Here is a 20,891-nt window from a genome sequence, read left to right as displayed (position 1 = left end):
AGTGGTGTCCCAGAGGTTGCCAAACGGTTAACAACCTCTGGGAGAACCATGGGCGTTACGGGTTGGTTTTGGCTGGTGGCTCTGTGTTTGCCTTGGCCCAGTCGTCCATCGTGTCGTTCGCGATCGCCTCGTACAGCGCCAGCGCCGGCTCCCGGTCGGAGACCACCACGGACTGCCCGTCGCGCTCCGCGCTGCCCTGGTTCGGGCTGGTGATGAACATCAGGTCGTCGCTGCGCAGGCTGCGGAACTCCAGCGCCATGTCGACCAGCGAGAAGTTCTCGTCCACGGTCATCGCGTTCGTGGTCGCCTTGAGGAACGCGTCCAGCTTGCCGGCGTTGGTCAGCGTGCCGGAACTCGCGGCCTTGTCCATCAGCGCCTTCAGGAACTCCTGCTGGTGGCGCATCCGGGCGAAGTCACCGTCCGGGAACTGGTAGCGCTGCCGGATCCAGTCGAGCGCCTCCTCGCCGTTCATGTGGTTCACGCCCTTCTCGAAGACGCGGAACGGCTTGTGGATCGACTTGGTGTCCTGCTCGACCGTCAGGTCCACGCCGCCGAGCGCGTCCGTCACCTCGACGAAGCCGGCGAAGTCGATCGCGGCCACGTGGTCGATGCGCACGTCCGAGAAGCACTCCACGGTCTTGACCGCGAGCGGCAGCCCGCCGAACGCGAACGCGGAATTGATCTTGTTGGGCGCGCTGTCCGCGCAGTCCGCACCGGCACTGGTCGGGATCGACACGTACAGGTCTCGCGGTATCGACACCAGGTAGGCCTTGGAGTGGTCGGCCGGGACGTGCATCAGGATGATCGTGTCGCTGCGCCACTCACTGGCCTCGCCGCTCTGCGCGTCCGGGTCCCGGGAGTCGCTGCCGACCAGCAGGATGTTCATGGTGCCGTCGACCGGCTTCTCCGGGCGGCCGTCGCGCAGGTCGGCGAACGCGTCGGTGCGCTTCAGGTCGCCGTCGAGATTCGACGCGTACGTCCAGAGGCCGCCGCCGATCAGGAGCAGCAGGACCAGCACCGCGATGCCGCCGACCAGGGCGATGCGCTTCCAGTTGGGCCGGAGCGGCCGTCGCCCGCCGCCGCTGTAGACGCCGCGGCCACCACCGAGCGGCGGCTCGCCACCGCCGCCGCCACCGGATCGGGTGGAGCCGTTCCGCTGGGTGCGGGGCCCGCCGTACGTGCCGGACTGACCCGTGCCGCGCCCGGGCCGGACGGAGCCGCCGCGCACCGGCCCGCCGCCCGGTGCCGAGGCACGGGCGCGCGGACCGACCGCGTCACGCCGGAACTCGCCGCCGCCGAAAGATCCAGATTGTGCCGTGGGTGACATGAGTCCAGAGTACGTAGCCGAAGCTATTTCGCTCGGCGACGCACAGTGAACCGGCACAATTAGGGGAGTCGAACCCCCAGGTCAGACCCGGGACTGGAAGTAGTTGATCGTCCTGCGCAGACCCTCGTCCGGCCCGACGGACGGCTCGTAACCGAGCTTGGTGCGGGCCAGCGTCAGGTCCGGGCGGCGCTTCTCCGGGTCGTCGGAGGTGCGCTCGATGAACTTCACGGTGGACGAGCTGCCGGCCAGCTCGATGATCTTCTCGGCCAGCTGCCGCATCGTGAACTCGTGCTCGGTGCCGCAGTTGATCGGCCCGGTCTCGGTCGAGTCGAGCAGCATCAGGATGCCGCGGACCAGGTCGTCCACGTAGGTGATCGAGCGGGTCTGCGAGCCGTCGCCGTGCACGGTGATCGGCTCACCGCGCAGCGCCTGGCTGATGAACGTCGGGATCGCGCGGCCGTCGTCCGGGCGCATGCGAGGACCGTACGTGTTGAAGATGCGGACGATCGCCACGTCCGTGCCCCGGCTGCGGTGGTAACCCATCGTCGCGGCCTCGGAGAAGCGCTTGGCCTCGTCGTAGACGCTGCGGATGCCGACCGGGTTCACGTTGCCCCAGTACGACTCCGGCTGCGGGTGCACCAGCGGGTCACCGTACGCCTCGGAGGTGGAGGCCATCAGGAACCGGGCGCCGTCCGCGGTGGCGCGCTCGAGCAGGTTCAGCGTGCCGATCGAGCCGACCCGGAGGATCTCGACCGGGATCGTGCCGAAGTCGGTCGGGCTGGCCGGCGACGCCATGTGCATGATCGCGTCGAACCGCTCGGCGATCGCCGGGTGGTGCGCCGGCAGGCCCTCGGTGATGTCCGCCTCGATCAGCGTGAACCGCGGATTGTCGGCGAGGTGACCGAGGTTGTCCTTGGCGCCGGTGATGAAGTTGTCCACCGCCACGACCGTGCAACCACGGCCGATCAGCGCATCGACAAGGTGCGACGGGACGAAGCCGGCTCCGCCGGTGACGAGAACCCGGTGGCCCTCTCCGAAACGCTGGGCAATGACCATGGCGCCAGACTATAGGTCGTCGCCGGACGCAGCGAAGGGGCGGTCCCATCTCGGACCGCCCCTCCGGGGATCGTGCGAACGGTGTGTGTCAGTGAGCTCCCGCTCCGGTGATCGACCGGACCTCGAGTTCGGCGAACTTACCGGCGTCCGCGGGCTCCTTCGAGATGATCGTCCCGAGCCAGCCGCACAGGAAGCCGACCGGGATCGACACCAGGCCCGGGTTGGACAGCGGGAAGAAGTGCCAGTCGGCGTTCGGGAACATCGCGGTCGCCGAACCGGACACCACCGGCGAGAAGAACACGAGCCCGACCGCGGTGATCAGGCCGCCGTAGATGGCCCAGACCGCGCCGTTGGTGTTGAACCGCTTCCAGAACAGCGAGTAGAGGATCGCCGGCAGGTTGCCGGACGCGGCCACCGCGAACGCGAGCGCCACCAGGAACGCCACGTTCAGGCTCTGCGCGAAGATCGCCAGCACGATGGAGACCGCGCCGATGACGAACGCGGAGATCCTCGCCACAGTCACCTCCTGCCGCTCCGACGCCTGCCCACCCTTGATCACGTTGGCGTAGAAGTCGTGCGCCAGCGAGCTGGACGAGGCGAGCGTCAGGCCGGCCACCACCGCGAGGATGGTCGCGAACGCCACCGCGGCGATCACGGCCAGCAGCACCGAGCCGCCGGTGCCGCCGCCCAGGTACTCCTCGCCGAGGACCTGCGCCAGCTGTGGCGCGGCCGTGTTGCCGGCCTTGTCCTGCGCGATGATCGCCTCGCTGCCGACCAGCGCGGCCGCGCCGAAGCCGAGCGCGAGCGTCATCAGGTAGAAGACGCCGATGATGCCGATCGCCCAGAGCACGCTCTGCCGGGCCGCCTTCGCGGTCGGCACCGTGTAGAAGCGGATCAGGATGTGCGGCAGCCCGGCCGTGCCGAGCACCAGCGCGATGCCGAGCGAGAGCAGGTCCAGCTTGCTCCACAGCGTCTTCAGCGCGTCGTCGGACTCCACGCCGTACCGCAGGCCGGGCTGGAGGAACGCGTCGCCCTTGCCGGACGCGTCCGCGGCGGCGCCGAGCAGCGACGACAGGTTGAACGAGAAGTACGCGAAGACCAGGATCGTCATCACGGCCGCGCCGGTCATCAGCAGGAACGCCTTGACGATCTGGACGTACGTGGTGCCCTTCATGCCGCCGATCGTCACGTAGACGATCATGAGCACGCCGACCAGCACGATGGTGAGCAGCTTCGCCGCGTCCGCGTCCATGCCGAGGAACGTGGTGCCCGGCCGGATGCCGAGCAGCAGCGCCACCAGCGCGCCCGCGCCGACCATCTGGGCCAGCAGGTAGAAGATCGACACCGTGATGGTGGAGACCGCGGCCGCGGTCCGGACCGGCTTCTGCCGCATCCGGAACGCCAGCACGTCCGCCATCGTGTACTTGCCGGAGTTCCGCAGCAGCTCCGCGACCAGCAGCAGCGCCACCAGCCAGGCGACCAGGAAGCCGATCGAGTAGAGGAAGCCGTCGTAGCCGGAGAGTGCGATGATGCCGGCGATGCCGAGGAACGACGCGGCCGACATGTAGTCGCCACCGATCGCCATGCCGTTCTGGAAGCCGGAGAACGAGCGGCCGCCGGCGTAGAAGTCCGCAGCGCTCTTGGTCTGCCGGCTGGCCCAGATCGTGATCCCGAGCGTGAAGAGCACGAAGACCAGGAAGAGGACGATGGTCAACGTGCGGGCGGTGGTGTTCGTCGCCTCCGCCGCGAAGATCAGGTCTCTCACTTGTCGCCCTCCAGCTCCGCGCGGATCTTGTCCGCGATCGGGTCGAGACGCTTGTTCGCGTACCGCGAGTAGAGCCACGCGATCAGGAACGTGGTCACGAACTGCAGCAGGCCGAAGATCAGCGCGACGTTGATGTGGCCGATGACCTTGATGGCCATGAAGTCACGCGCGTAGGCGGACAGGATGACGTAGAGCGAGTACCAGAGGAAGAACGCGACCGTCATCGGGAAGACGAAGCCGCGCAACGCCTTGCGCAGCCCCGCGAACTCCTCCGACTCCTGCACGGCGACATATCTGCTCTGGTCCGGGGAAGTGTCCGTACTCATGGTTCCGGTGCACCACCTTCGCGGGTGTGTGGTCCGATTCGCACCGCACCGTAGAAAGCGGGGACCGGCGGTGAAAGCATTGATCGTCATCCCGGCGCGGCGGTGCGCCGAACGGACGTACCGATGCGCCCAGTGACCCCGGTCACGCCGTCTACCGCTCGCTCAGCTCGCGGTATCGCCCTCGGTAGTGCAGCAGCGGCACTGCGTCCCGACCTGCCTCGACGTGTTCGACCGTCGCCTCGACCAGCAGACCCCAGCCGAACTCGCGAGCACCGTCGATGCGCGCGCCCGCCCACGTCCCGCTGCCGGCCGGCACCGGACCCCACGCGGTCTCGGTCCACGCGTCCGCGCGGAACAGGCCGCCGGGCGCCGGCATCAGCCCGGCGAACCGGTCCGCCAGCTGCCGGTGCGACGGGTCCAGCGGCGTGACCGCGATCCGGCCGGTCTCCTCGGCCGTCTCCCACAGCTCCGACTCCGGGTCGATCAGGCCCAGCACCCGCGCCGGGTCACCGTCCGCGACCAGCGTGGAGGAGACGGTCAGGCCGGCCGGGCCGGGCGTGGTCCAGAGCGTGACCGGCGAGGCCAGCCGGCCGCGCAGCCGCCGGACCGGCGACCGGTCCGCGTCCGGCGTCGCGAACGGATCGGTGGCGTGAATGCGGGCACCCGGCTCCTCGACGTTCATGCGGTCGAGCCTAGGGAGTCGCCCGCGAGCCCGCTCGTCGTCATCGCCGCGGGGAGATCGCCGAGAGCAGCTCGGGCATGCGACGGTCGAGCAGACGCCCGGCGAGACCGGAGCCGAACCACAGCGCGACGCCGCCGTAGAGCAGCCCGGCCGGCAGCCCGGCCCACACCCACACGTCACCGGCCAGCGCGGACACCACGAAGACCGGCACCATCAGCACCAGCGTGCAGAGCATCGCGGCGAAGCTGAACAGGCTCTTCGTCACGCCCGCACCGGTGTTCACCGCGAACGGGTTCGTGGTCTCCGGCAGCGAGAACGCGCCCAGCACGGAGACGAACAGGTTGATCGCCACCCCGCAGCCGTACGCGGCCGCGGTCGCGCCCCACATCGACGGCACCCAGCCCGGCCGGCCCAGCACCAGCGCCAGCGCCACCGGGATCACCGTGATCAGCGGCACCAGGTAGCACGAGAAGCCGGCCACCCGGGCACGCAGCTCGGCCGTGCCCGGCACGCCGGCCACCACGTTCGCGGCGTACGCGGTCCCGTCGTAACCGAACTGGTTCGCCAGCCCGACGCCGCCGAGCACGCCCAGGAACACCATCGACGCGGTCACCGTGGCCAGCGACGGCGGTGCCGCCGCGGTCCCCTCGATCAGGCCCCGGCTGCCGATGTTCACCATCAGCGGCACGAACACGCCGACCACCGCGAACGTGATCAGGTTCGCCCGCCGCCGGGTGTCCCGCCACCAGTACCGCACCTGCAGCGCGACCAGCGCGCCGAACCGGTTCCGCGGCAGCCCGCGCAGCAGCCGCGGGAACAGCCGGGTGGTCGGCGACGCGCCCGGCGCCTCCCGGGTGCCCCGGCCCGACGTGGTGGTCGCGGTGCCGGCCATCGCGCTCTCCAGCGTCGACGACCACCACCGGAGCAGCACCGCGACGGACCCACCCACGATCAGGAACTTCGCGGGTACGGCGAACCAGCGGCCCTCCACCGCGTCCAGCCCCACGGTGTACGCCGCGGCCAGCGGCGTCCAGCCCAGCACCCGGGCCACGCCGGCCAGCGCGACCCAGTCCGCGGTGCGGGCCGCGGCCAGCAGCCCGATCTGCAGCGGCCCGAGCAGCGCGGCCAGCACGGCCAGCAGGATCGCGGCCAGGTCCCGGACCCGCCGCGACCGCAGCATCGCGGAGAACGCGCTGGTCGTGGCGCGGCTCAGCGACACGCACAGCAGCAGCCCGGCCACCGCGCCGGCCAGCTGCACCAGCCCGGCCGGCGCACCACCGAGCAACCCCGCGGCCACGGCCAGGCCGGACGTGGCCGCGAGCGTGGTGATCGCGGGCACGCCGGCCAGCGCGGCCGCGAACATGCCGGCGACCAGCGTCCGGCGGCGCAGCGGCAGCAACGCGAACCGGGCCGGGTCCAGCGTCTCGTCCACGCCGAAGAAGACCAGTGGCATCAGCAGCCAGCCCAGCACCACGGCGGCACCGCCCAGCCCGCCGCCGAGCGCCATGCCGGTGTGGTCGCGGCTGAACCCGGTCACGGCGAAGAGCGTGAAGCCGACCACGGCGAACCAGGCGCCGAAGAACAGCCCGATCACGAACAGCGCGATCCGCCATCGCTGCCCGCGCAGCCCGTTGCGCATCACCCGCAGCTTCAGCAGCACGAAGTGCCAGGGCGTCACAGCCATGCGAGTTCCTGGCCGGTGGCGGTGCGCCCACCGACCACCCGCACGAAGACCTCCTCCAGCGACTGCCCGGCCCGGACGTCCGCGATCGTGCCCGCGGTCAGGATCCGGCCCTGCGCCAGGATCGCCACGTGCGTGCAGAGCCGCTCCACCACCTCCATCACGTGGCTGGAGAAGATCACGGTGTTGCCGCTCGCCACGTACCGCTGGAGGATGTCCCGGATCAGCGCGGCGGACACCGGGTCGACCGCCTCGAACGGCTCGTCCAGCACCAGCATGCGCGGGCCGTGCAGCAACGCGCAGGCGAGCCCGATCTTCTTCTTCATGCCGGCCGAGTAGTCGACCACCAGCGTCCGGTCCGCGTCGGTGAGCGCCAGCACGTCGAGCAGCTCGCGGGCCCGCTGGTCGACCACGTCGGCCGGCATGCCGCGCAGCAGCCCGTGGCAGGCCAGCAGCTCCGCGCCGGTGAGCCGGTCGAACAGCCGCGCGCCGTCCGGCATCACGCCCATCATCCGCTTCGCGGTCAGCGGGTCGGACCAGACGTCGTGGCCGAGCACGGTCGCGGTGCCGGCGTCCGGCCGGAGCAGGCCCACGGCCATCGAGAGCGTGGTGGTCTTGCCGGCGCCGTTCGGCCCGAGCAGGCCGTAGAACGATCCGGACGGCACCTCGAGATCGACCCCGGCCACCGCGACCCTGTCCGCGAACCGCTTCACCAGTCCGTGCAGCGCCAGGGCGAACGTCATGGGCTCGACGGTATCCGGTTCCGGCGCACCGGCACCGTCCGATCGGGGGAACCCTTATCGGTTGCTTGGCGGTAGTTGGGTGTTATGCATGCGATAGCTCGGCGACGCGCGTCACACGCACGGGTTACCCTCTTTCGCCGTGACCACTTCGAGCACCGTGTCGCAGGCCGCTGAGGCCGGCGAGCCGGAAAAGGCCGCCGCCGAGGCGCCTCCGGCGACCGAGAGCAGCAGCAATCCCGCGGGCCGGCCCCCGCGCTGGACCGGACGTCGGGCGGACGTCCTGGTCACGCTCGTCTACCTGCTGGGCGCCTTCTGGGTGACCATCCGCACCTGGATCGACCCGTGGGGCCGCGTCCTCGGCGAGCAGGCCAAGGACCAGGCGTTCAACGAGTGGATGTTCGCCTACGACGCGCACGTCGTGCGGAACCTGGACAATCCGTTCTTCACGACGCTGCAGAACGCGCCGGACGGCGTCAACCTCATGGGCAACGTCGCCATGCAGCTGCCCGGCATCCTGCTGTCGCCGCTGACCATGGTCGCCGGGCCCGAGGTGACCTACCTGTCCCTGATGACCGCCAACCTGTTCTTCACGGCGCTCACCTGGTACTGGCTGCTCTCCCGCCGCCTGGTCAAGTCCCGCGTGGGCGCGTTCGCCGGCGCGCTCGTGATCGGCTTCGGGCCGGCGATCATCTCGCACAGCAACGGGCACCCGCACATCACGTCGCAGTGGCTGATCCCGTTCATCATCTGGTCGGTCATCCGGCTCGGCGAGCCCGGCCGTACGGTCCGCAACGGCCTGACGCTCGGCGCGCTGGTGCTCGCGCAGCTGTTCGTCGGCGAGGAGAACCTGTTCCTCACCGCGATCGCGTGCGCGTTCATGGTGATCGGCTACGCGATCTTCAACTGGGCCGACGTCCGCGCCCGGTTCGCCCGCGCCGCGGGCAGTCTCGCGATCGGCGGCGGCCTGGTGCTGCTGTTCGCCGCGTACCCGCTCTACCACCAGTTCGCCGGCCCGCAGCACTACAGCGGCCACCCCGGCGACCCGAAGCCGGCGACGATCGAGTCGTACTTCGCGTTCGCGACCGAGTCGATCGGCGGCGGGAAGAACAGCGCCGCCGGCCTCGCGCCGAACTTCACCGAAGAGGTCACGTTCTTCGGCTGGCCGCTGATGCTGATCGCGCTGGCCGGCATCGTCTGGCTGCGCCGGGAGAACATCGTCCGGGTGCTGGCCGTCACCGGCGCCGGCGCCGCGATCCTCTCGCTCGGCCCGGTCATCCACCTGAACAACCAGCGCAACCTCCGGATCCCCGGCCCGTTCGCGCTGCTCGAGCACCTGCCGGTGGTCAACGCGATGGTGGTGGCCCGCTTCAACCTGATCACCACGGTCGCGATGGGCGTGCTGCTCGCGGTGATCGTCGCCCGGGTCGCCGAGCGCGCCCGCCCGGCCGAGACCTCCGGCCTGCCGATCCGGCTGCTCGGCCTCACGGTGCTCGCCGGCGCGCTCATCCCGATCATGCCGACGCCGCTGGCCGGCCACGACCGCCCGCCGGTCCCCGACTTCGTCACGGCCGGCACCTGGCGCGACTACGTCGCCGAGGGCCGCACGCTGGTCCCGGTCCCGGTCAACGGCCTGACCAGCATCCGCTACGGCTCGGCCGCCGAGGTCGGCTTCGCGGTGCCGAGCGGCTACTTCCTCGGCCCGTCCTCGCCGGACGACAACACCGGCCGCTGGGGCGCCCCGCCGCGCCCGACCTGGCAGCTCTTCGAGAAGATCCAGGGCAGCAAGGACGAGCCCGTCGTCATCACGGACGCCGACCGTACCGCCGCCGTCGAGGACCTCCGCTACTGGAAGGCCGACGCCGTCGTCCTCCCCCGCGACCGGGGCACCGACGTCAAGCTCCTCCTCGCCCTGGAGTCGCTCCTCGGCCCCGGCCAGCGCGTCTCCGACGTCTGGCTCTGGGACGTGCGCCCGCTGACCAACAACTAGATCGCCGCAGCCCACACGGCCGGGGCCGCCGAGATCGACAAGATCTCGGCGGCCCCTCGCCGTGTCACAGCACCTTCACCGGACGGCCGCCGTCCACCAGGACGGTCAGGCGGACCGCCCACCGAAACACGAAAGCCGGGCCGATCAGCGTCTCCGCTGGTCAACCCGGCTTTTCCGCACGCAGATGCGGAGGGCCAGGGATTCGAACCCTGGAGGAGTGTCACCACCCCTAGTGGTTTTCAAGAGAACTGCGTTTCGGTGAACCCTTACCCGACGCGACCTGCGGTTTCGACTTGGAACGCGCCGGATTCACCGGGCGGTTCCCCCGGATACGCCCCCGCCCCCGACTTGCCTTGATCGCCCGCTCGATCTGCTGGTTGATGTGCTCCTCGTCCCCATCGATGCAACCGGCGTAGACCTTCAGGAGCACGGCGACACCGTGGCCGGCCCGGCTGGCGACCTCGGTTGCCGGAACACCGCCGTTCAACCAGAGCGTCACCGCGGCGTGCCGCAGATCGTAGGGTCGGCCGGCGAGCGGGGAGACGGCCTGCTCGGGAGTCAGCGCAGCCTTCCGCGCGTCGCGCCAGATCTCGCCGTAGGTCGACTCGACCAGGTAGCCGCCACGAGCCGCGCGGAACAGCCGGCCGTCATCGGCGGTCCCGAACTCGGCCAGGTGAGCGCGGAGGATGCGCACCAGGTCGGGCGGGATCGGGACGCTGCGCATCTCCGTCTCGGCCCGGTGCTTCAAACCGCGTACCTGGCGGACCTCTCCGTCGTCCGTCCAGTCGGCCCCGGTCGGTGGCGCGGTCTCAGCGAGATCGATCCGCCCCCAGCCACTTTCCGGAAGGTGACAGTCGGCCCGGCGCAGCGACGCGGCCTCGGACGGACGGAGACCGGCGAAGTAGAGGCAGGCGAAGAAGGCGACCAGGTGGGCGCCCTGCGGGTGCACTGCCGGAACAGCGTCGAGAAGCGATTCCACCTGGGCGGTGTTGGCGACCACCCGCCGGTCGACCGCCTCCGCGACCGCGGGTGCCTTCCACTGGGTGCGGTCGATCGGGTTGAAGTCGAGGAGGTTCCGCTCGACGGCGTAGCCGAGCGCGTTGTAGAAGACGGCGCGTTTGCGCTGAACCGTGGTGGCCGCCGCCGGCTTTCCGTCGAGTCGCCGGGAGCAGGCGTTCAGCGCGGTACGGATGTGGTCGGTGTCGCGCAACCGGCCGACCGGGAGAGACTGCCGACTCAGCCAGGCGAGGGCTGCCTCCTCAGCTGCCGGAACGGACTCGGACCTGGTGTTCGGGTTGAACGCCCAGCGGTAGAGCGCCCGGCGCAAAGTCTCCGCGTCCGGCGCCCCACGGTCAGCGACGATCAGCACGGGGGTGACCGTGAGCAGCGCATCGACCATGGACTTGCGGGACTTCGCCGCAGCGTGCGGCCACTTCATCTCGATGTAGGCGCGGGCGTGGTCGTACCAGGTGGTGCGGTCCTGCTCGCGCAGCTTGGACTCGGGGAGGCCGGTGAGTTCGTCGAAAGGCTCACCCGCCGCGGCGGCCTTCACCAGGTCGGAGCGGAAGCGGTCAGCGAGCGCCTTCGTGGTGAACGAGCGCTCGAACCGCTTGCCGGCCACGACCCAGCGGACGCGATGACTCTTGCTCTTACCGCGGTCATCGCGCTTGCCCATGTCGTGGATCTTCACGTCGTAGCTGCTCATGCGGCGTTGTCCTCCCGCTGGCACAGCCACGCGTCGAGGTCGGCACGTCGGATGCGGACCTCACCGTTGGGCAGCTTGATGCAGCGTGGGGCGATGCCGAGGCGACGCCACTTGTAGAAGGTCGAACGGGGGACGACGAGTTCGGTGAGCACCTCAGGAACGGACAGCAGCTTGCGATCCAAGCCTCCGGTCATCTCCTTCGTCTTCATGCAGCCTGCTGAGTGGGGACTGCTGAAAGGGGGCGCTGTTGAGCGGCGGCAAGTTGACCGCGCCATCGGATGCGGGCTGAAACAGCACGTAGAACGCGATGTTCGAGCGGGAGGACGTCCGGGTCGTCCGGTCGGGCCAGCTCGAAGCGGAAGCGCTTCGGGTCTTCCTCGGTCGCCGGTTGGCTGTCCTCGGTGTCAGCGAGACCGCCGGCCAGGACGGCGCGGACCCAGGCGCGGTTGTCCGCGCGGTGGTCGGCCAGGGTCTTGCCGGACCACTGCCGAGACACCAGGACGCGGCGGCCGGTGAAGCCGAGCGTCGAGCGCTGGTGCACCTTGCCGGTGCAGCGGCCCGGTGTGAGGCCGGGTTTCGCGCCGTCCGGCTGGACGTTGTAGAGCAGCCAGTTCGCGCAGGTCGGTGAGCACGGGAGCGTGGACAGCTCCGCGTGGAGCCGGTCGAAGTGCGCCCGCTGCGGGTCCGTCTTGGGGGTCGCGTGTTCGGTCAGGTCCTTGGTGACGTACTTGGTCACGTACCGAATCGCGCGCTCCGCGTCTTTGGTGCCGGACTCGATCCCGCGCGCGTCGATCCGGCCGAGCCGGGCGACGTAGGCCGGGTCTTCGTCGATCGCATCCAGCGCCTCATCCCACGTCGGCAGCGGCACGCGGGTTTTCGGGTCGACGTAGCCGCCCTCGTCCGTATCCCAGACCGGCGGCTTGTCCACCGAGTAGGACGCCCGATCGAACGGCGGCCACCACACCTGGTGGTAGGTGGCCGCCGCTACCTGCTTGAGCAGCCGCCGCGGGATCGTGCCCCGGATCGCAAAGTGCGCGTGCGGAGCGAGCCGACGTTGCAGTTCCACCGCGCCCGCGTACTGCACGTTCCAACCCGTCGCCCGGCGGAGGTTCTGCCACCAGCGATCCATCACCCGCGCGAAGTGGATCGCGTCGAGTGCGGCCCGCCGGTAGTCGTAGGTGTCCGGGTCGACCGGTGTGCCGAGTTCCGGGTCGTACCGGCCGTGCCGGGCGCCGCACTCACACGGGACGACGTAGGCGCCGCGCCGGATGTGCGAGTGGACCGGGCCGTGTGAGTCGAGGGTCAGGGTGACGAGCATCGACGGCCGGTAGGTCTTGCCCGCCCGGCCGGCGAAGGCCCGGCCGACCGTGCGCCCGTCGACCGGCAGCCGGGGCAGGTCCGGGGAGTCCTGCCGGCGCTTCGTCGACCGCTTCCGCCGTGGGCGCTCGTCTCGGTCGCGTGGGGTCAGGTGGCCGCGGAGATTCGTCTCGGCCAGCAGCTCGTCAGCCTGTGCGATCTCCTCGTCCAGGGCGGTGATCTGCGCGGCCCGCTCGTCCGGGGTCATCGGTTGGTAGTTGAGCGCTTCCCGGTCGAACTCCAGGTGCGCTCGCTGGGCCACGAGGTCGAACACGTCCGCGGTTGGTGGGTCCAGGTCGATCGCGGGCTCGTCGGCGAGGTGCCAGCCCTCCCGGATCTGCTGGATGCGCAGCCGCCGGCCACGCTCGGCGCACGGCTTGCACTTCGCCGCCAGGGTCGCCCCGCACGGCACCTCGACGATCTCCGTGACGCCGGTGAACGTGTCGGTGCGGCGCAGGACGACCGGACGGACGCAGACGCCGTTGTTCTCCGCGAGCTGCTTGAGCGCGTCCTTGGCGAGCGGCTGCCGCATCCGCGCGGCCCGCGACCCCGGCCGGGGCTCGTCACCCGCGGCCGGGATCAGCGCCGGCTGAGTCATCGCGCCACCTCCGCGTTCGGGCGGGTGAAGGCCAGCGCGGGCACCGGAACGAGACCGGACCGGTCGTTCGCCGGGCGCGGTTGCGGCTCATCGCCGCCCGGTGACGGATGCGCTTCGGTGGCCGGCGTGGGCTCGGTCGGCACCCAGTGCGCCGGTTCCATGACCGGAGCCTTGATCGGCGCCGCGGGCATGGCCGGCTTCCCGGACAGGACGAGCTTGGACAGACCCATGAAGGCCAGCGCCGGTACGGCCGACAGCAGCCAGCCGGAGATGCCCGGCTTGGCGACCGCGAGCTGAGCCGACAGCGACAACGCGACCCCGCAGACGAGCAGGAACATCGGGTAGCCGATCGGCCTGTCGGCCCGCCGCCGGGCGCGGATGGTCAGCAGCGCGGCGATCGGGAGGAGTTCGGAGATCGCGGCATTCGCCCAGCCGAACCAATCCGGCGTACCGGCCGGGCTGTTGTGCATGGTCCAGTCGTGCACGTGCGTGAACGACGCCGCCCCGGCCAGCGTGCCCACGGTCAGCAGGATCGCGACCAGGACCACGCCCTCGAAACGCTCCGCGCGGGTCATCGGGTCTCCCCCACGATCTCGCCCTCGACGACCTGCTCGTATCCGTACCGGTGGCAAAGGTCTTGGATGTCGCTGTCGGAGTGATAGGCGAACCGCACTTTCACCGGCTCACGCACGCCGTCAAGCGAGACGAACGCGACGCCCGGCGAGGTCTCCGGGATCTCGTCCGCGAGCGCACCCCGGTTGCGGGCACCGTCGCCGAGGATGAGATCCACCTGCTCGGCCTCGGTCAGCCGGAGTGCGATCCGGGTCGGGAACAGGTCCCGGAACGGCAACACCTCCTTGCGCGGGTCCTGAAGCGCGGCGATCACGTGGACGCCGACCGCGCGGCCCTGGGACAGCAGCAGCGACAGCGACTCCCGGATGCGATCGCGGACCTTCCGGTCCGAGATGTATGAGGTGAGCGCGGCCAGCTCGTCGATCACGATGATGATCAGCGAGTCGCCCGGCGTCGGGGTGTGCTGGCGGGTGACGCCGCGGAGCCGGTTGGCGCGAGCCCGCATGCGCACCACCGCGTCTTCCAGGACGCCGGCCATGGTCTCGGCGGTGTCGTAGACGAAGCGGGTGTACAGCGGCAGGCCGCCGGCCAGTTCCATGCCGCCCTTCGGGTCGAAGACCCACAGCTCGACGAGACGTTGTTGGATACCGCCCGCGAGCGCGGCGATCAGCGCCCAGATGACCGATCCCTTGCCCGCGTTCGTGGCCCCGCCGATCAGCACGTGCGATCCGGCGAGCCGCAGCGCGTACGCGTCGCCGTTCTCCTGGACGCCGAGCGGCAGCCGGGCGAGGTCGAGGCTCGTGGGAGTCGGGATCGGCGCGATCGTTGCCGCCAGCGGATCGCGGCGCAGGAACACCAGGACGATTCGGTCGGGACGGCGGTGCGTGCGGGCACGGCCCTCCCGGACGCGGAACGTGTAGGCCAGGCGCGGTGCGGCTTTGCCCCAGTCGTCCGGGTGCTGGCCGGGCAGCATCCGCACGGTCACTTCGTCGCCGAACTCGGTGGCGCGGACGCCGAGGAGCTGCGGGACGTACTTGTCACCGCCGAACACCGTGGCCAGCCCGCACGTGGCCATGGCCGGCGCCCAGCCGCGCCGGTAGACGAACAGCCGACGCCACCGGCCCAGCAGCGGCCACCATACGAACCGGTGCCAGGTCGTGCGATGCCACCGCCACCACCCCGCGCCACCCGCCGTCAGCGTCGCGAGCACCGCGAGAAGGATCTCCCAGCCGAAGTCGGCCCAGATCCAGACGATCAGCGCGGCCGGGCCGGTCAGCCACCAGTAGCGGACCGCGAGCACCGTCGCCCGGAACACGCCGCGGAGCGTCCACCACAGGACGAGGAGCCAGCCGGGCACCCGCCATACCGGCACCCGGACGTTCATCGGCGCGGTTGGGATCTTGTCTCCCGGAATCACGTTGATCAGCGGCACTCTGCGGCCCCCGCTTCCGTCTCCGTCGCGGGAAAGAGCGGGATCTGATCCGGGAGCTGTGCAGGCTCCGGGCGCCGGCTGTGCTGGCCCAGCTTGGTGTTGACCTCCGGGACGTGCCGGATCATGGTGGGCAGCCAGCGGCCCCGGCCGAGCACCGCGCGCATGTCCGCCGGATCGGAGACATACGGCGCGATACCGGCCGGGTCCAGGTGATTGAGCTTCACGATCGTCCGGGCCAGGGATGCGGCGGCAGCGGAGATCTCCACCAGGGCCGCCACCCGCAGCACGTCGACCGGGCACGAGACGTAGACGTGCCGGACCGCCGCGATCCCCAGCTCGGCCAGCTTCTTCACGACAACGCGACGCGCGGTCACAGCGACCACCGCCACACCGGCCGGCCAAGCCGCGCCCGGCAGCGACGGCAGCACATCCGCTTCGGGTCGAACCGGCGCGGCTTGACCCACTTCTCGCAGTACATGCACCACATCGCGGAGACCGTCGACGGCGCACCGCAGTGCAGCCGGACGATCGTGGACAGCGTGGCCGTGGTCATCACGCCACCCCCGGCCCGCGCAGCCGGACCGCGGTTGCCCGCGCCGTCCCCGCCAGCTCGACGGCTTCCGCGGATCCGACGCGCTCCAGCAGGTCAGCCTTCGCGTCGCACCAGTCCGCCCGCTCCAGATCACTCGAATTCCGGTCCGGCATCGCACCCAGCAACGCCGACAGTTGCGCGCCGAACGACTGCACGCGGGCAGCCTCATCTACCGTGGGCTTCACAGCCCCACTCCTTCCAAGGGGTACGGGTTGGCAGCGCGGGGCAGGGCCGAAGTCTTTGGTCGGAGGACGGCCCGCCCCGCGTCAAACTCTCTGCTCAAGCAGCAGCCGCGCCGGGCACAGCCCCCGCGGCACGCATCCCGGTGGCGCGCAGCGAATACGCCATCCGCGCCCGGCACTTGCTCGACGACCCGCCACAGCGGTTGCCGTCCACATACGGCGTGATCGTCAGACCGTCGAACTCCACCGCCGGCGGGTAACCGGGCACGCTCGACGCGGGCGGCACCGGCTGATGCGGCGCGACGACCTTCACTTTCACCTCGGTCGTCCGCCCGAACTTCCCGGCCTCCGGGTCCAGGTCCATCACCTTGACCACCCAGACCCGCTCCCCCGTCTCCTTGTCCCGCGCCTGGTTGTCCGCCTCCCCACGCCGGTCGAAGTCGACCTGCGCGTCCACCCCCAGGCAGAGCGCTCCACGCGGAAACACGTACTCGGACGGCACCGGCACCTTCAACGTCAGCGGAACCACGAACCAACCTCCTAGCCGCACAGCCATCTAAGTAATGACCTCTTATGCAGACAAGTTAGGCCGACTTATACACACAAGCAAGGACCGAGACTTGGTTTTCAGATCACGCACATCCGGACGCTTCGATCCCGGCTTGACGAGTGGCTTCCGTCTGCGTACACGCCCACGTACGGTGCCCGAATGATCGACGAGGCACGGGCGAGGCACATCGCGGAAAAGATCCTGGCCCAGGATGCAACCCGGCCGGGCACACCGACCCTGGCCATCGTCCACGTCCAGGAGCACCCGATCGGTTGGGTGTTCTACTACGACTCCGCGAAGTACGTCCGAACCGGCAACTTCATGGACGCCACCGTAGGAAACGCGCCGATCGTGGTCGAGCGCGCGACAGGCCAAGCGCACATCACGGGCACAGCCCGTAGCACCGGCTACTATCTGACCGAACTCGACGCGGGAACGCACGCATGCACAGAGTGCCCCCCAGCCGGACGGCAAGGCTTGATGCAACTGCGCTACGGCAGCGGGTAGGCGTCGTCGATCTCGTGTCGCGAACCGGGCATCACCAGCTGGGACGACAGCACGGCCTCACCCGACGACTGGTACACCGTGATCACGGTGCTGATCACGGACTCGTCGTAAGGCACCTCAAGCATGCCGGCCTCGTGCTCGGTGATGCGGCGAGCAGTCAGCCGCTCAATCACATAGTCCCCGCGGATGCCGCGTACCCGATTGATGTGGTCGAGAAGGCTGCCAGCGATCGGCGCCGGCTTGATGATGTCGGTGCCGACCGCCACATCCACCGGAACGTACGTCGACACCATGTCGACCGGCCCGAACTCCGACACCGTGATCCGGTGACGCACGTAGACCGGCGTGTCATCCGGGATGTGCAGCGAGGCCGCGATGCGCGGCGGAGCCAGCACCGGCCCCACGTGCAACACGCTCGTGGAAACGGTCTCGTCCAGGTACAGCGCTTCCCGCGCGTACTGCGGCGAGACACCGGCAGCGGACGGCCGACCACGCACGAAGTGCCCCTTGCCCTGCTGCGACTCGATCCACCCGTCCTGCCGCAGGATGCCCAGCGCCTTCAACACGGTCGGCCGCGCGACCCCGAACTCCTTGGCGAGCGTGTTCTCCGACGGCAGCGAAGTTCCCGGCGGGTACTTGTCGCTCTCGATGCGCTCACGGATCGTGTTGAGCACCCGCAGGTACTTCGGCGTCGGCACCTCGTACGCGCTCACACACACTCCGCCCCATCACACAACCCACTTGACAACACAAGACACTAAACCTGATGCACATGAGCAGGCAAGACCGGTCATGCGTCGGAGGACTGCTCAACCGCCTGATCGCCGAACCACTCCGACCGGACGCCCACCCTGCGAAGCCCGATCAACTGCGGACGAGTCGCGCCGGGCCGCCGCGCCGGCAACCAGGAATAGCGGCCGAACACTCGCAAGGCCGCGCGCCGCAGAGGACACGGCCCTTCCAAACCACAGACCGGACAACGGCCGTCGTTGGAGAGGTCGGTATGCCGGTCCAACTGTCGCTGCGCCTCCCGCAACTCGGAACGAGCCTCAGCGCTCAGGTAGACCGTCATCGCTCAACCCCCTCATCAATACCGGGCCGGGTGCGGCGAGTCGCAAGCCGCCACGAAGCACGAAGATCTCTCGACGCACGGTTGCCTCACCCGTCGCCGGGTCGATGACATAGCCGGCAACCCAGGCCCATCCGTCGTAGGTCGCCCCGTCGGACACCGAGATCACCCGCAGGATCAGCGAATTCACGCCGCTGAACTGCACCGATGCCCGCCGATCGACGATCAGCACGTCCCCGACCTTGGGATCCATCACGCCCCCGTCGAAATCAACGGTGCAGGGCGCCGATGCAGCCCATTCCTACTCCTGGTGCGGGCCGGGATTAAGGAACGGCGCCAGCTTGGCTCGCATGACCTGCACCGACGCCACATCGAACCGTGGCAACTTCCCAGAGCCACCGCAGTCAAGGCAGGGCCGACGAAACGACGCGTCAACCCGTTCGCAGGTGCAGGCCATAACTCGCATAGCCGACCGCCTGACCACGTACTTCCAGCCGGCACCCCGGCACGAGGTGCAGACCAGAAACTCCACGGCGAAGGCCGGGAGCGGATCACCGGCCCGCTCGCCCCGATCCGGGAACCGCTCGGAGGAACCCGTCTCGATCTCGCTCGCCGACATCCGGCCTCCCCGCCATCACCATTAGAGCTAGCTCTATTAGAGACACTGCGGGTCAGCGCTGTCAATAGAGCTACTCCTAAGCAAAAAGATCGACCTCTGAGGTGCTAGCTTCAGGGCGCTCAACCGAGGGGGGACCATGACCACCGGCTACCGAGAACTGGCGGCCATCCTGCGAGCGGCGATCTCACGCGGCGAGTACGCCGAGGGCACCACGCTGCCCAAACAGGAGGAGATCGCGACGCTGCACGGCGTCAACATCAAGACCGTTCGCCAGGCGGTACGCATCCTCGAAGCCGAAGGTCTCGTCACTCCGGTCCGCCGTCGCGGCACCGTGGTCCGCCCACGCCTGCCGATGAAGCGCCTCGGCGCCGACCGCTACGCGAAGAGCAAGTGGAAGGCCGCCGGCCTGGTCGCGTTCGCCGCCGACCGCGAGGCCACCGGCCGGCCATGGAAACCCGGAGACCAGACCCAGACGGTACGGATGACGACCGCGGACGCCGACATCGCGGAAGCGCTCGGTCTCGAGGTCGGTGATCAGGTCTACGAGCGAGCGCGTCTGGTCAAGGAAGCCGGCGCGCCGACGCACACCCTGAACAGCTACTACCGGCCGGAGGACGTCGAGGGCACACCGCTCGTCGACGCGAAGGCCGGCCCGGCCGGCCGCGGTGGTGGCTTCGCCGTCCTGACAAGCCAGGGCTTGGAGCCGGACAACATCACCGAAACCGTTCGCGCCCGGATGCCGACGCCCGACGAGATCGAGCTACTCCAACTCCCCGGCGGCGAGCCGGTGATGATCCTGCACCGCATCACGTACACGGCCGAGGGACGCCCGGTCGAGTTCGCCCGCGGCGTCCATGCCGCTTCCCGCTTCGCCTGGACCTACCACTTCCAGATCCCCGACTGACCTTCACCCGGAGGCCACGCCATGACGAACAGCCCGGCCGTCATCCCCGCCGAGATCCGCGAGGATGTCGAGACCCTGTGGAACTACCACCAGATGGGCCACGAACTCCGTCCCACCGACATCGGCATCGGACTGGGCAGCCATGACATCGGTGTAGCCATGATCGGCACCGACCTCTACCACCGCGGCATGTACCCGATCCTGCTGTTCACAGGCGCCAACGCGCCGCCCACGGTTGAGGTCTTCCCGCGCGGCGAGGCCGTGCACTACCGCGAGTACGCCCTTGAGCACGGCGTCCCTGACGAGGCAATCCTCATCGAGACGAAGGCCCGGCACACCGCGGAGAACATCGTCCTTTCCCGCGAGCTGCTGGAGGAGCGTGGCTACAAGGACATCAAGACCGTCACCCTCATGTCCCGCCCCTACCAGCAGCGACGTGGCTACTCCATCTGCAAGAAGCACTGGCCCGAGGTCGACGTCATTTGCGCCTCACACCCTCTGCCCATCGACGACTACTTCGCCTTCATCGGCAACGCGAAGAAGGTCATCGACACCATGGTCGGCGATACCCAACGCATCGATACGTGGGCCGAGGCCGGCTGGGCGATCCCCCAGCCGATGCCCGACTCAGTCCGCGCGGCATACGGGCGCCTCGTGGCAGCCGGCTACACAAGCCGCCTGGTCTGAGGGCTCAAGCTCGAAGCCCACCTCCCCCGGCTTGCCCCGTGCGCTCACACAATCGCAAGGCGCACCGACTGCGCCGTCTCCACGCCCAAGGCGTGCGCCGTGGAGGTGAGCAGGCTGGAGAACCTCTCAAGGTCTTCCTCCACGAGGATCAGCTCCATCACCGGCTCCTCGATACCGACGGCGTATGCCTCGAACTCGACGCAGGTCACGTCCGGCGACGACGTGCACCTGAGCAGGCGCATTCCAACCCGAGTACCCAGCGCATCACTCAATTGCATGAACTCCATACGCGACCGATGCCATGCGCCCGGCGTGTTCACCCGACACTCAGCCGAATCGCACCAGAGCGGGTGATCATCGTTCGCTCTTTCCGTCTTGTCCTCAGAAGCTTCCGCAGACATCGATTCTCCTCGCACAGGGATGTCGACCAAGGCGGCCGCCTCGCCCGCCTCGTAACCAATCGAACCTGAGAACACTATTTCCGACAGCACCGCTCGACGGAACCGATCCGACTCCCCATGCCCAGCAGTCAGAAGCAGCGAGCCAGCAA

The 20,891-nt window shown here is 69.5% G+C and carries 23 protein-coding genes and 1 pseudogene; 4 read left to right on the top strand and 20 right to left on the bottom strand.

Going from position 1 to position 20,891, the window contains the following annotated elements; all coding sequences use genetic code 11:
* Nucleotides 1–55: 55 nt before the first annotated feature.
* From J2S44_RS18605 to J2S44_RS18575, 7 genes and pseudogenes are all read right to left on the bottom strand, one after another.
* Nucleotides 56–1,327: an LCP family protein gene (locus tag J2S44_RS18605; RefSeq protein ID WP_310415419.1), complete on the bottom strand. Its 1,272-nt coding sequence runs from the start codon at nt 1,325–1,327 to the stop codon at nt 56–58.
* 81 nt (nt 1,328–1,408) lie between these two features.
* Complete coding sequence (locus tag J2S44_RS18600; protein WP_310415416.1) at nt 1,409–2,383, bottom strand: UDP-glucuronic acid decarboxylase family protein; 975 nt, start codon at nt 2,381–2,383, stop codon at nt 1,409–1,411.
* Nucleotides 2,384–2,471: 88 nt separating this feature from the next.
* Nucleotides 2,472–4,139 (bottom strand): monocarboxylic acid transporter, encoded by a 1,668-nt coding sequence (locus tag J2S44_RS18595; RefSeq protein ID WP_374727994.1) that lies wholly within the window; start codon nt 4,137–4,139, stop codon nt 2,472–2,474.
* A 5-nt stretch (nt 4,140–4,144) separates the two neighbouring features.
* Nucleotides 4,145–4,474: a DUF485 domain-containing protein gene (locus J2S44_RS18590; RefSeq protein WP_310415412.1), complete on the bottom strand. Its 330-nt coding sequence runs from the start codon at nt 4,472–4,474 to the stop codon at nt 4,145–4,147.
* A 151-nt stretch (nt 4,475–4,625) separates the two neighbouring features.
* Nucleotides 4,626–5,186: pseudogene (locus J2S44_RS18585) on the bottom strand (flavin reductase family protein); the annotation flags it as partial.
* A 10-nt stretch (nt 5,187–5,196) separates the two neighbouring features.
* Nucleotides 5,197–6,840, bottom strand: coding sequence for an ABC transporter permease (locus J2S44_RS18580; RefSeq protein WP_310415409.1), 1,644 nt, complete (start codon nt 6,838–6,840; stop codon nt 5,197–5,199).
* Nucleotides 6,831–7,580 (bottom strand): ABC transporter ATP-binding protein, encoded by a 750-nt coding sequence (locus J2S44_RS18575; RefSeq protein ID WP_310415405.1) that lies wholly within the window; start codon nt 7,578–7,580, stop codon nt 6,831–6,833. The genes J2S44_RS18580 and J2S44_RS18575 overlap by 10 nt, the downstream gene beginning before the upstream one ends.
* Before the next feature lie 139 nt (nt 7,581–7,719).
* Here J2S44_RS18575 and J2S44_RS18570 point away from each other — a divergent pair, with 139 nt between their 5' ends.
* On the top strand, nt 7,720–9,567 hold the full coding sequence (locus J2S44_RS18570) for a DUF6311 domain-containing protein (RefSeq protein ID WP_310415402.1): 1,848 nt from the start codon (nt 7,720–7,722) through the stop codon (nt 9,565–9,567).
* A gap of 229 nt (nt 9,568–9,796) precedes the next feature.
* Here the strand turns inward: J2S44_RS18570 and J2S44_RS18565 are convergent, their stop codons facing one another.
* The 9 genes from J2S44_RS18565 to J2S44_RS18525 all read right to left on the bottom strand — a co-directional run bounded on the left by J2S44_RS18565 (nt 9,797) and on the right by J2S44_RS18525 (nt 16,534).
* Entirely contained in the window at nt 9,797–11,119 is a 1,323-nt protein-coding gene (locus J2S44_RS18565) for a tyrosine-type recombinase/integrase (RefSeq protein WP_310415400.1), read from the bottom strand.
* A gap of 149 nt (nt 11,120–11,268) precedes the next feature.
* Nucleotides 11,269–11,481 (bottom strand): helix-turn-helix transcriptional regulator, encoded by a 213-nt coding sequence (locus J2S44_RS18560; protein WP_310415398.1) that lies wholly within the window; start codon nt 11,479–11,481, stop codon nt 11,269–11,271.
* Nucleotides 11,478–13,226: a replication initiator gene (locus J2S44_RS18555; RefSeq protein ID WP_310415395.1), complete on the bottom strand. Its 1,749-nt coding sequence runs from the start codon at nt 13,224–13,226 to the stop codon at nt 11,478–11,480. Before J2S44_RS18555 ends, J2S44_RS18560 begins: the two co-directional genes overlap by 4 nt.
* On the bottom strand, nt 13,223–13,801 hold the full coding sequence (locus J2S44_RS18550) for a DUF2637 domain-containing protein (RefSeq protein WP_310415392.1): 579 nt from the start codon (nt 13,799–13,801) through the stop codon (nt 13,223–13,225). The genes J2S44_RS18555 and J2S44_RS18550 overlap by 4 nt, the downstream gene beginning before the upstream one ends.
* Nucleotides 13,798–15,183: an FtsK/SpoIIIE domain-containing protein gene (locus J2S44_RS18545; protein WP_310415389.1), complete on the bottom strand. Its 1,386-nt coding sequence runs from the start codon at nt 15,181–15,183 to the stop codon at nt 13,798–13,800. Before J2S44_RS18545 ends, J2S44_RS18550 begins: the two co-directional genes overlap by 4 nt.
* A gap of 38 nt (nt 15,184–15,221) precedes the next feature.
* Entirely contained in the window at nt 15,222–15,605 is a 384-nt protein-coding gene (locus J2S44_RS18540; RefSeq protein ID WP_310415386.1) for a hypothetical protein, read from the bottom strand.
* Nucleotides 15,602–15,784, bottom strand: coding sequence for a hypothetical protein (locus tag J2S44_RS18535; RefSeq protein ID WP_310415383.1), 183 nt, complete (start codon nt 15,782–15,784; stop codon nt 15,602–15,604). The genes J2S44_RS18540 and J2S44_RS18535 overlap by 4 nt, the downstream gene beginning before the upstream one ends.
* Nucleotides 15,784–16,008 (bottom strand): hypothetical protein, encoded by a 225-nt coding sequence (locus tag J2S44_RS18530; protein WP_310415379.1) that lies wholly within the window; start codon nt 16,006–16,008, stop codon nt 15,784–15,786. Before J2S44_RS18530 ends, J2S44_RS18535 begins: the two co-directional genes overlap by 1 nt.
* 94 nt (nt 16,009–16,102) lie before the next feature.
* Nucleotides 16,103–16,534 (bottom strand): hypothetical protein, encoded by a 432-nt coding sequence (locus J2S44_RS18525; protein ID WP_310415377.1) that lies wholly within the window; start codon nt 16,532–16,534, stop codon nt 16,103–16,105.
* 180 nt (nt 16,535–16,714) lie between these two features.
* Between J2S44_RS18525 and J2S44_RS18520 the strand changes: the two genes are divergently transcribed.
* Nucleotides 16,715–17,062 (top strand): YrhB domain-containing protein, encoded by a 348-nt coding sequence (locus J2S44_RS18520; RefSeq protein ID WP_310415374.1) that lies wholly within the window; start codon nt 16,715–16,717, stop codon nt 17,060–17,062.
* Here J2S44_RS18520 and J2S44_RS18515 read toward each other — a convergent pair.
* The 3 genes from J2S44_RS18515 to J2S44_RS18505 all read right to left on the bottom strand — a co-directional run bounded on the left by J2S44_RS18515 (nt 17,047) and on the right by J2S44_RS18505 (nt 18,384).
* The gene (locus J2S44_RS18515; protein ID WP_310415371.1) at nt 17,047–17,775 is read right to left on the bottom strand and encodes a GntR family transcriptional regulator; all 729 of its coding nucleotides are present in this window, start codon (nt 17,773–17,775) and stop codon (nt 17,047–17,049) included. The two genes, J2S44_RS18520 and J2S44_RS18515, sit on opposite strands and share 16 nt — an antisense overlap.
* A gap of 77 nt (nt 17,776–17,852) precedes the next feature.
* Nucleotides 17,853–18,134 (bottom strand): hypothetical protein, encoded by a 282-nt coding sequence (locus J2S44_RS18510; RefSeq protein ID WP_310415368.1) that lies wholly within the window; start codon nt 18,132–18,134, stop codon nt 17,853–17,855.
* Nucleotides 18,112–18,384 carry a hypothetical protein gene (locus J2S44_RS18505; protein ID WP_310415365.1) on the bottom strand — a complete coding sequence of 91 codons (273 nt, stop codon included), beginning with the start codon at nt 18,382–18,384 and terminating at the stop codon, nt 18,112–18,114. The genes J2S44_RS18510 and J2S44_RS18505 overlap by 23 nt, the downstream gene beginning before the upstream one ends.
* Nucleotides 18,385–18,886: 502 nt before the next feature.
* Between J2S44_RS18505 and J2S44_RS18500 the strand changes: the two genes are divergently transcribed.
* Nucleotides 18,887–19,654: a GntR family transcriptional regulator gene (locus J2S44_RS18500; RefSeq protein ID WP_310415362.1), complete on the top strand. Its 768-nt coding sequence runs from the start codon at nt 18,887–18,889 to the stop codon at nt 19,652–19,654.
* 21 nt (nt 19,655–19,675) lie between these two features.
* Complete coding sequence (locus J2S44_RS18495) at nt 19,676–20,341, top strand: YdcF family protein (protein WP_310415359.1); 666 nt, start codon at nt 19,676–19,678, stop codon at nt 20,339–20,341.
* A 44-nt stretch (nt 20,342–20,385) separates the two neighbouring features.
* Here the strand turns inward: J2S44_RS18495 and J2S44_RS18490 are convergent, their stop codons facing one another.
* The gene (locus J2S44_RS18490; RefSeq protein WP_310415356.1) at nt 20,386–20,832 is read right to left on the bottom strand and encodes a hypothetical protein; all 447 of its coding nucleotides are present in this window, start codon (nt 20,830–20,832) and stop codon (nt 20,386–20,388) included.
* Nucleotides 20,833–20,891 lie beyond the last annotated feature (59 nt).

It is taken from the genome of Catenuloplanes niger, from assembly GCF_031458255.1.
Lineage (GTDB): Bacteria > Actinomycetota > Actinomycetes > Mycobacteriales > Micromonosporaceae > Catenuloplanes > Catenuloplanes niger.
This window is presented reverse-complemented; position numbering and strand designations above follow the sequence as displayed.

Coding starts and splice junctions, on each gene's coding strand:
- J2S44_RS18605 (WP_310415419.1), bottom strand. CDS start 1,327: ATGTCACCCACGGCACAATCTGGATCTTTCGGCGGCGGCGAGTTCCGG.
- J2S44_RS18600 (WP_310415416.1), bottom strand. CDS start 2,383: ATGGTCATTGCCCAGCGTTTCGGAGAGGGCCACCGGGTTCTCGTCACC.
- J2S44_RS18590 (WP_310415412.1), bottom strand. CDS start 4,474: ATGAGTACGGACACTTCCCCGGACCAGAGCAGATATGTCGCCGTGCAG.
- J2S44_RS18580 (WP_310415409.1), bottom strand. CDS start 6,840: ATGGCTGTGACGCCCTGGCACTTCGTGCTGCTGAAGCTGCGGGTGATG.
- J2S44_RS18575 (WP_310415405.1), bottom strand. CDS start 7,580: ATGACGTTCGCCCTGGCGCTGCACGGACTGGTGAAGCGGTTCGCGGAC.
- J2S44_RS18560 (WP_310415398.1), bottom strand. CDS start 11,481: ATGAAGACGAAGGAGATGACCGGAGGCTTGGATCGCAAGCTGCTGTCC.
- J2S44_RS18555 (WP_310415395.1), bottom strand. CDS start 13,226: ATGACTCAGCCGGCGCTGATCCCGGCCGCGGGTGACGAGCCCCGGCCG.
- J2S44_RS18550 (WP_310415392.1), bottom strand. CDS start 13,801: ATGACCCGCGCGGAGCGTTTCGAGGGCGTGGTCCTGGTCGCGATCCTG.
- J2S44_RS18545 (WP_310415389.1), bottom strand. CDS start 15,183: ATGAACGTCCGGGTGCCGGTATGGCGGGTGCCCGGCTGGCTCCTCGTC.
- J2S44_RS18535 (WP_310415383.1), bottom strand. CDS start 15,784: ATGACCACGGCCACGCTGTCCACGATCGTCCGGCTGCACTGCGGTGCG.
- J2S44_RS18520 (WP_310415374.1), top strand. CDS start 16,715: ATGATCGACGAGGCACGGGCGAGGCACATCGCGGAAAAGATCCTGGCC.
- J2S44_RS18510 (WP_310415368.1), bottom strand. CDS start 18,134: ATGACGGTCTACCTGAGCGCTGAGGCTCGTTCCGAGTTGCGGGAGGCG.
- J2S44_RS18505 (WP_310415365.1), bottom strand. CDS start 18,384: ATGGATCCCAAGGTCGGGGACGTGCTGATCGTCGATCGGCGGGCATCG.
- J2S44_RS18500 (WP_310415362.1), top strand. CDS start 18,887: ATGACCACCGGCTACCGAGAACTGGCGGCCATCCTGCGAGCGGCGATC.
- J2S44_RS18495 (WP_310415359.1), top strand. CDS start 19,676: ATGACGAACAGCCCGGCCGTCATCCCCGCCGAGATCCGCGAGGATGTC.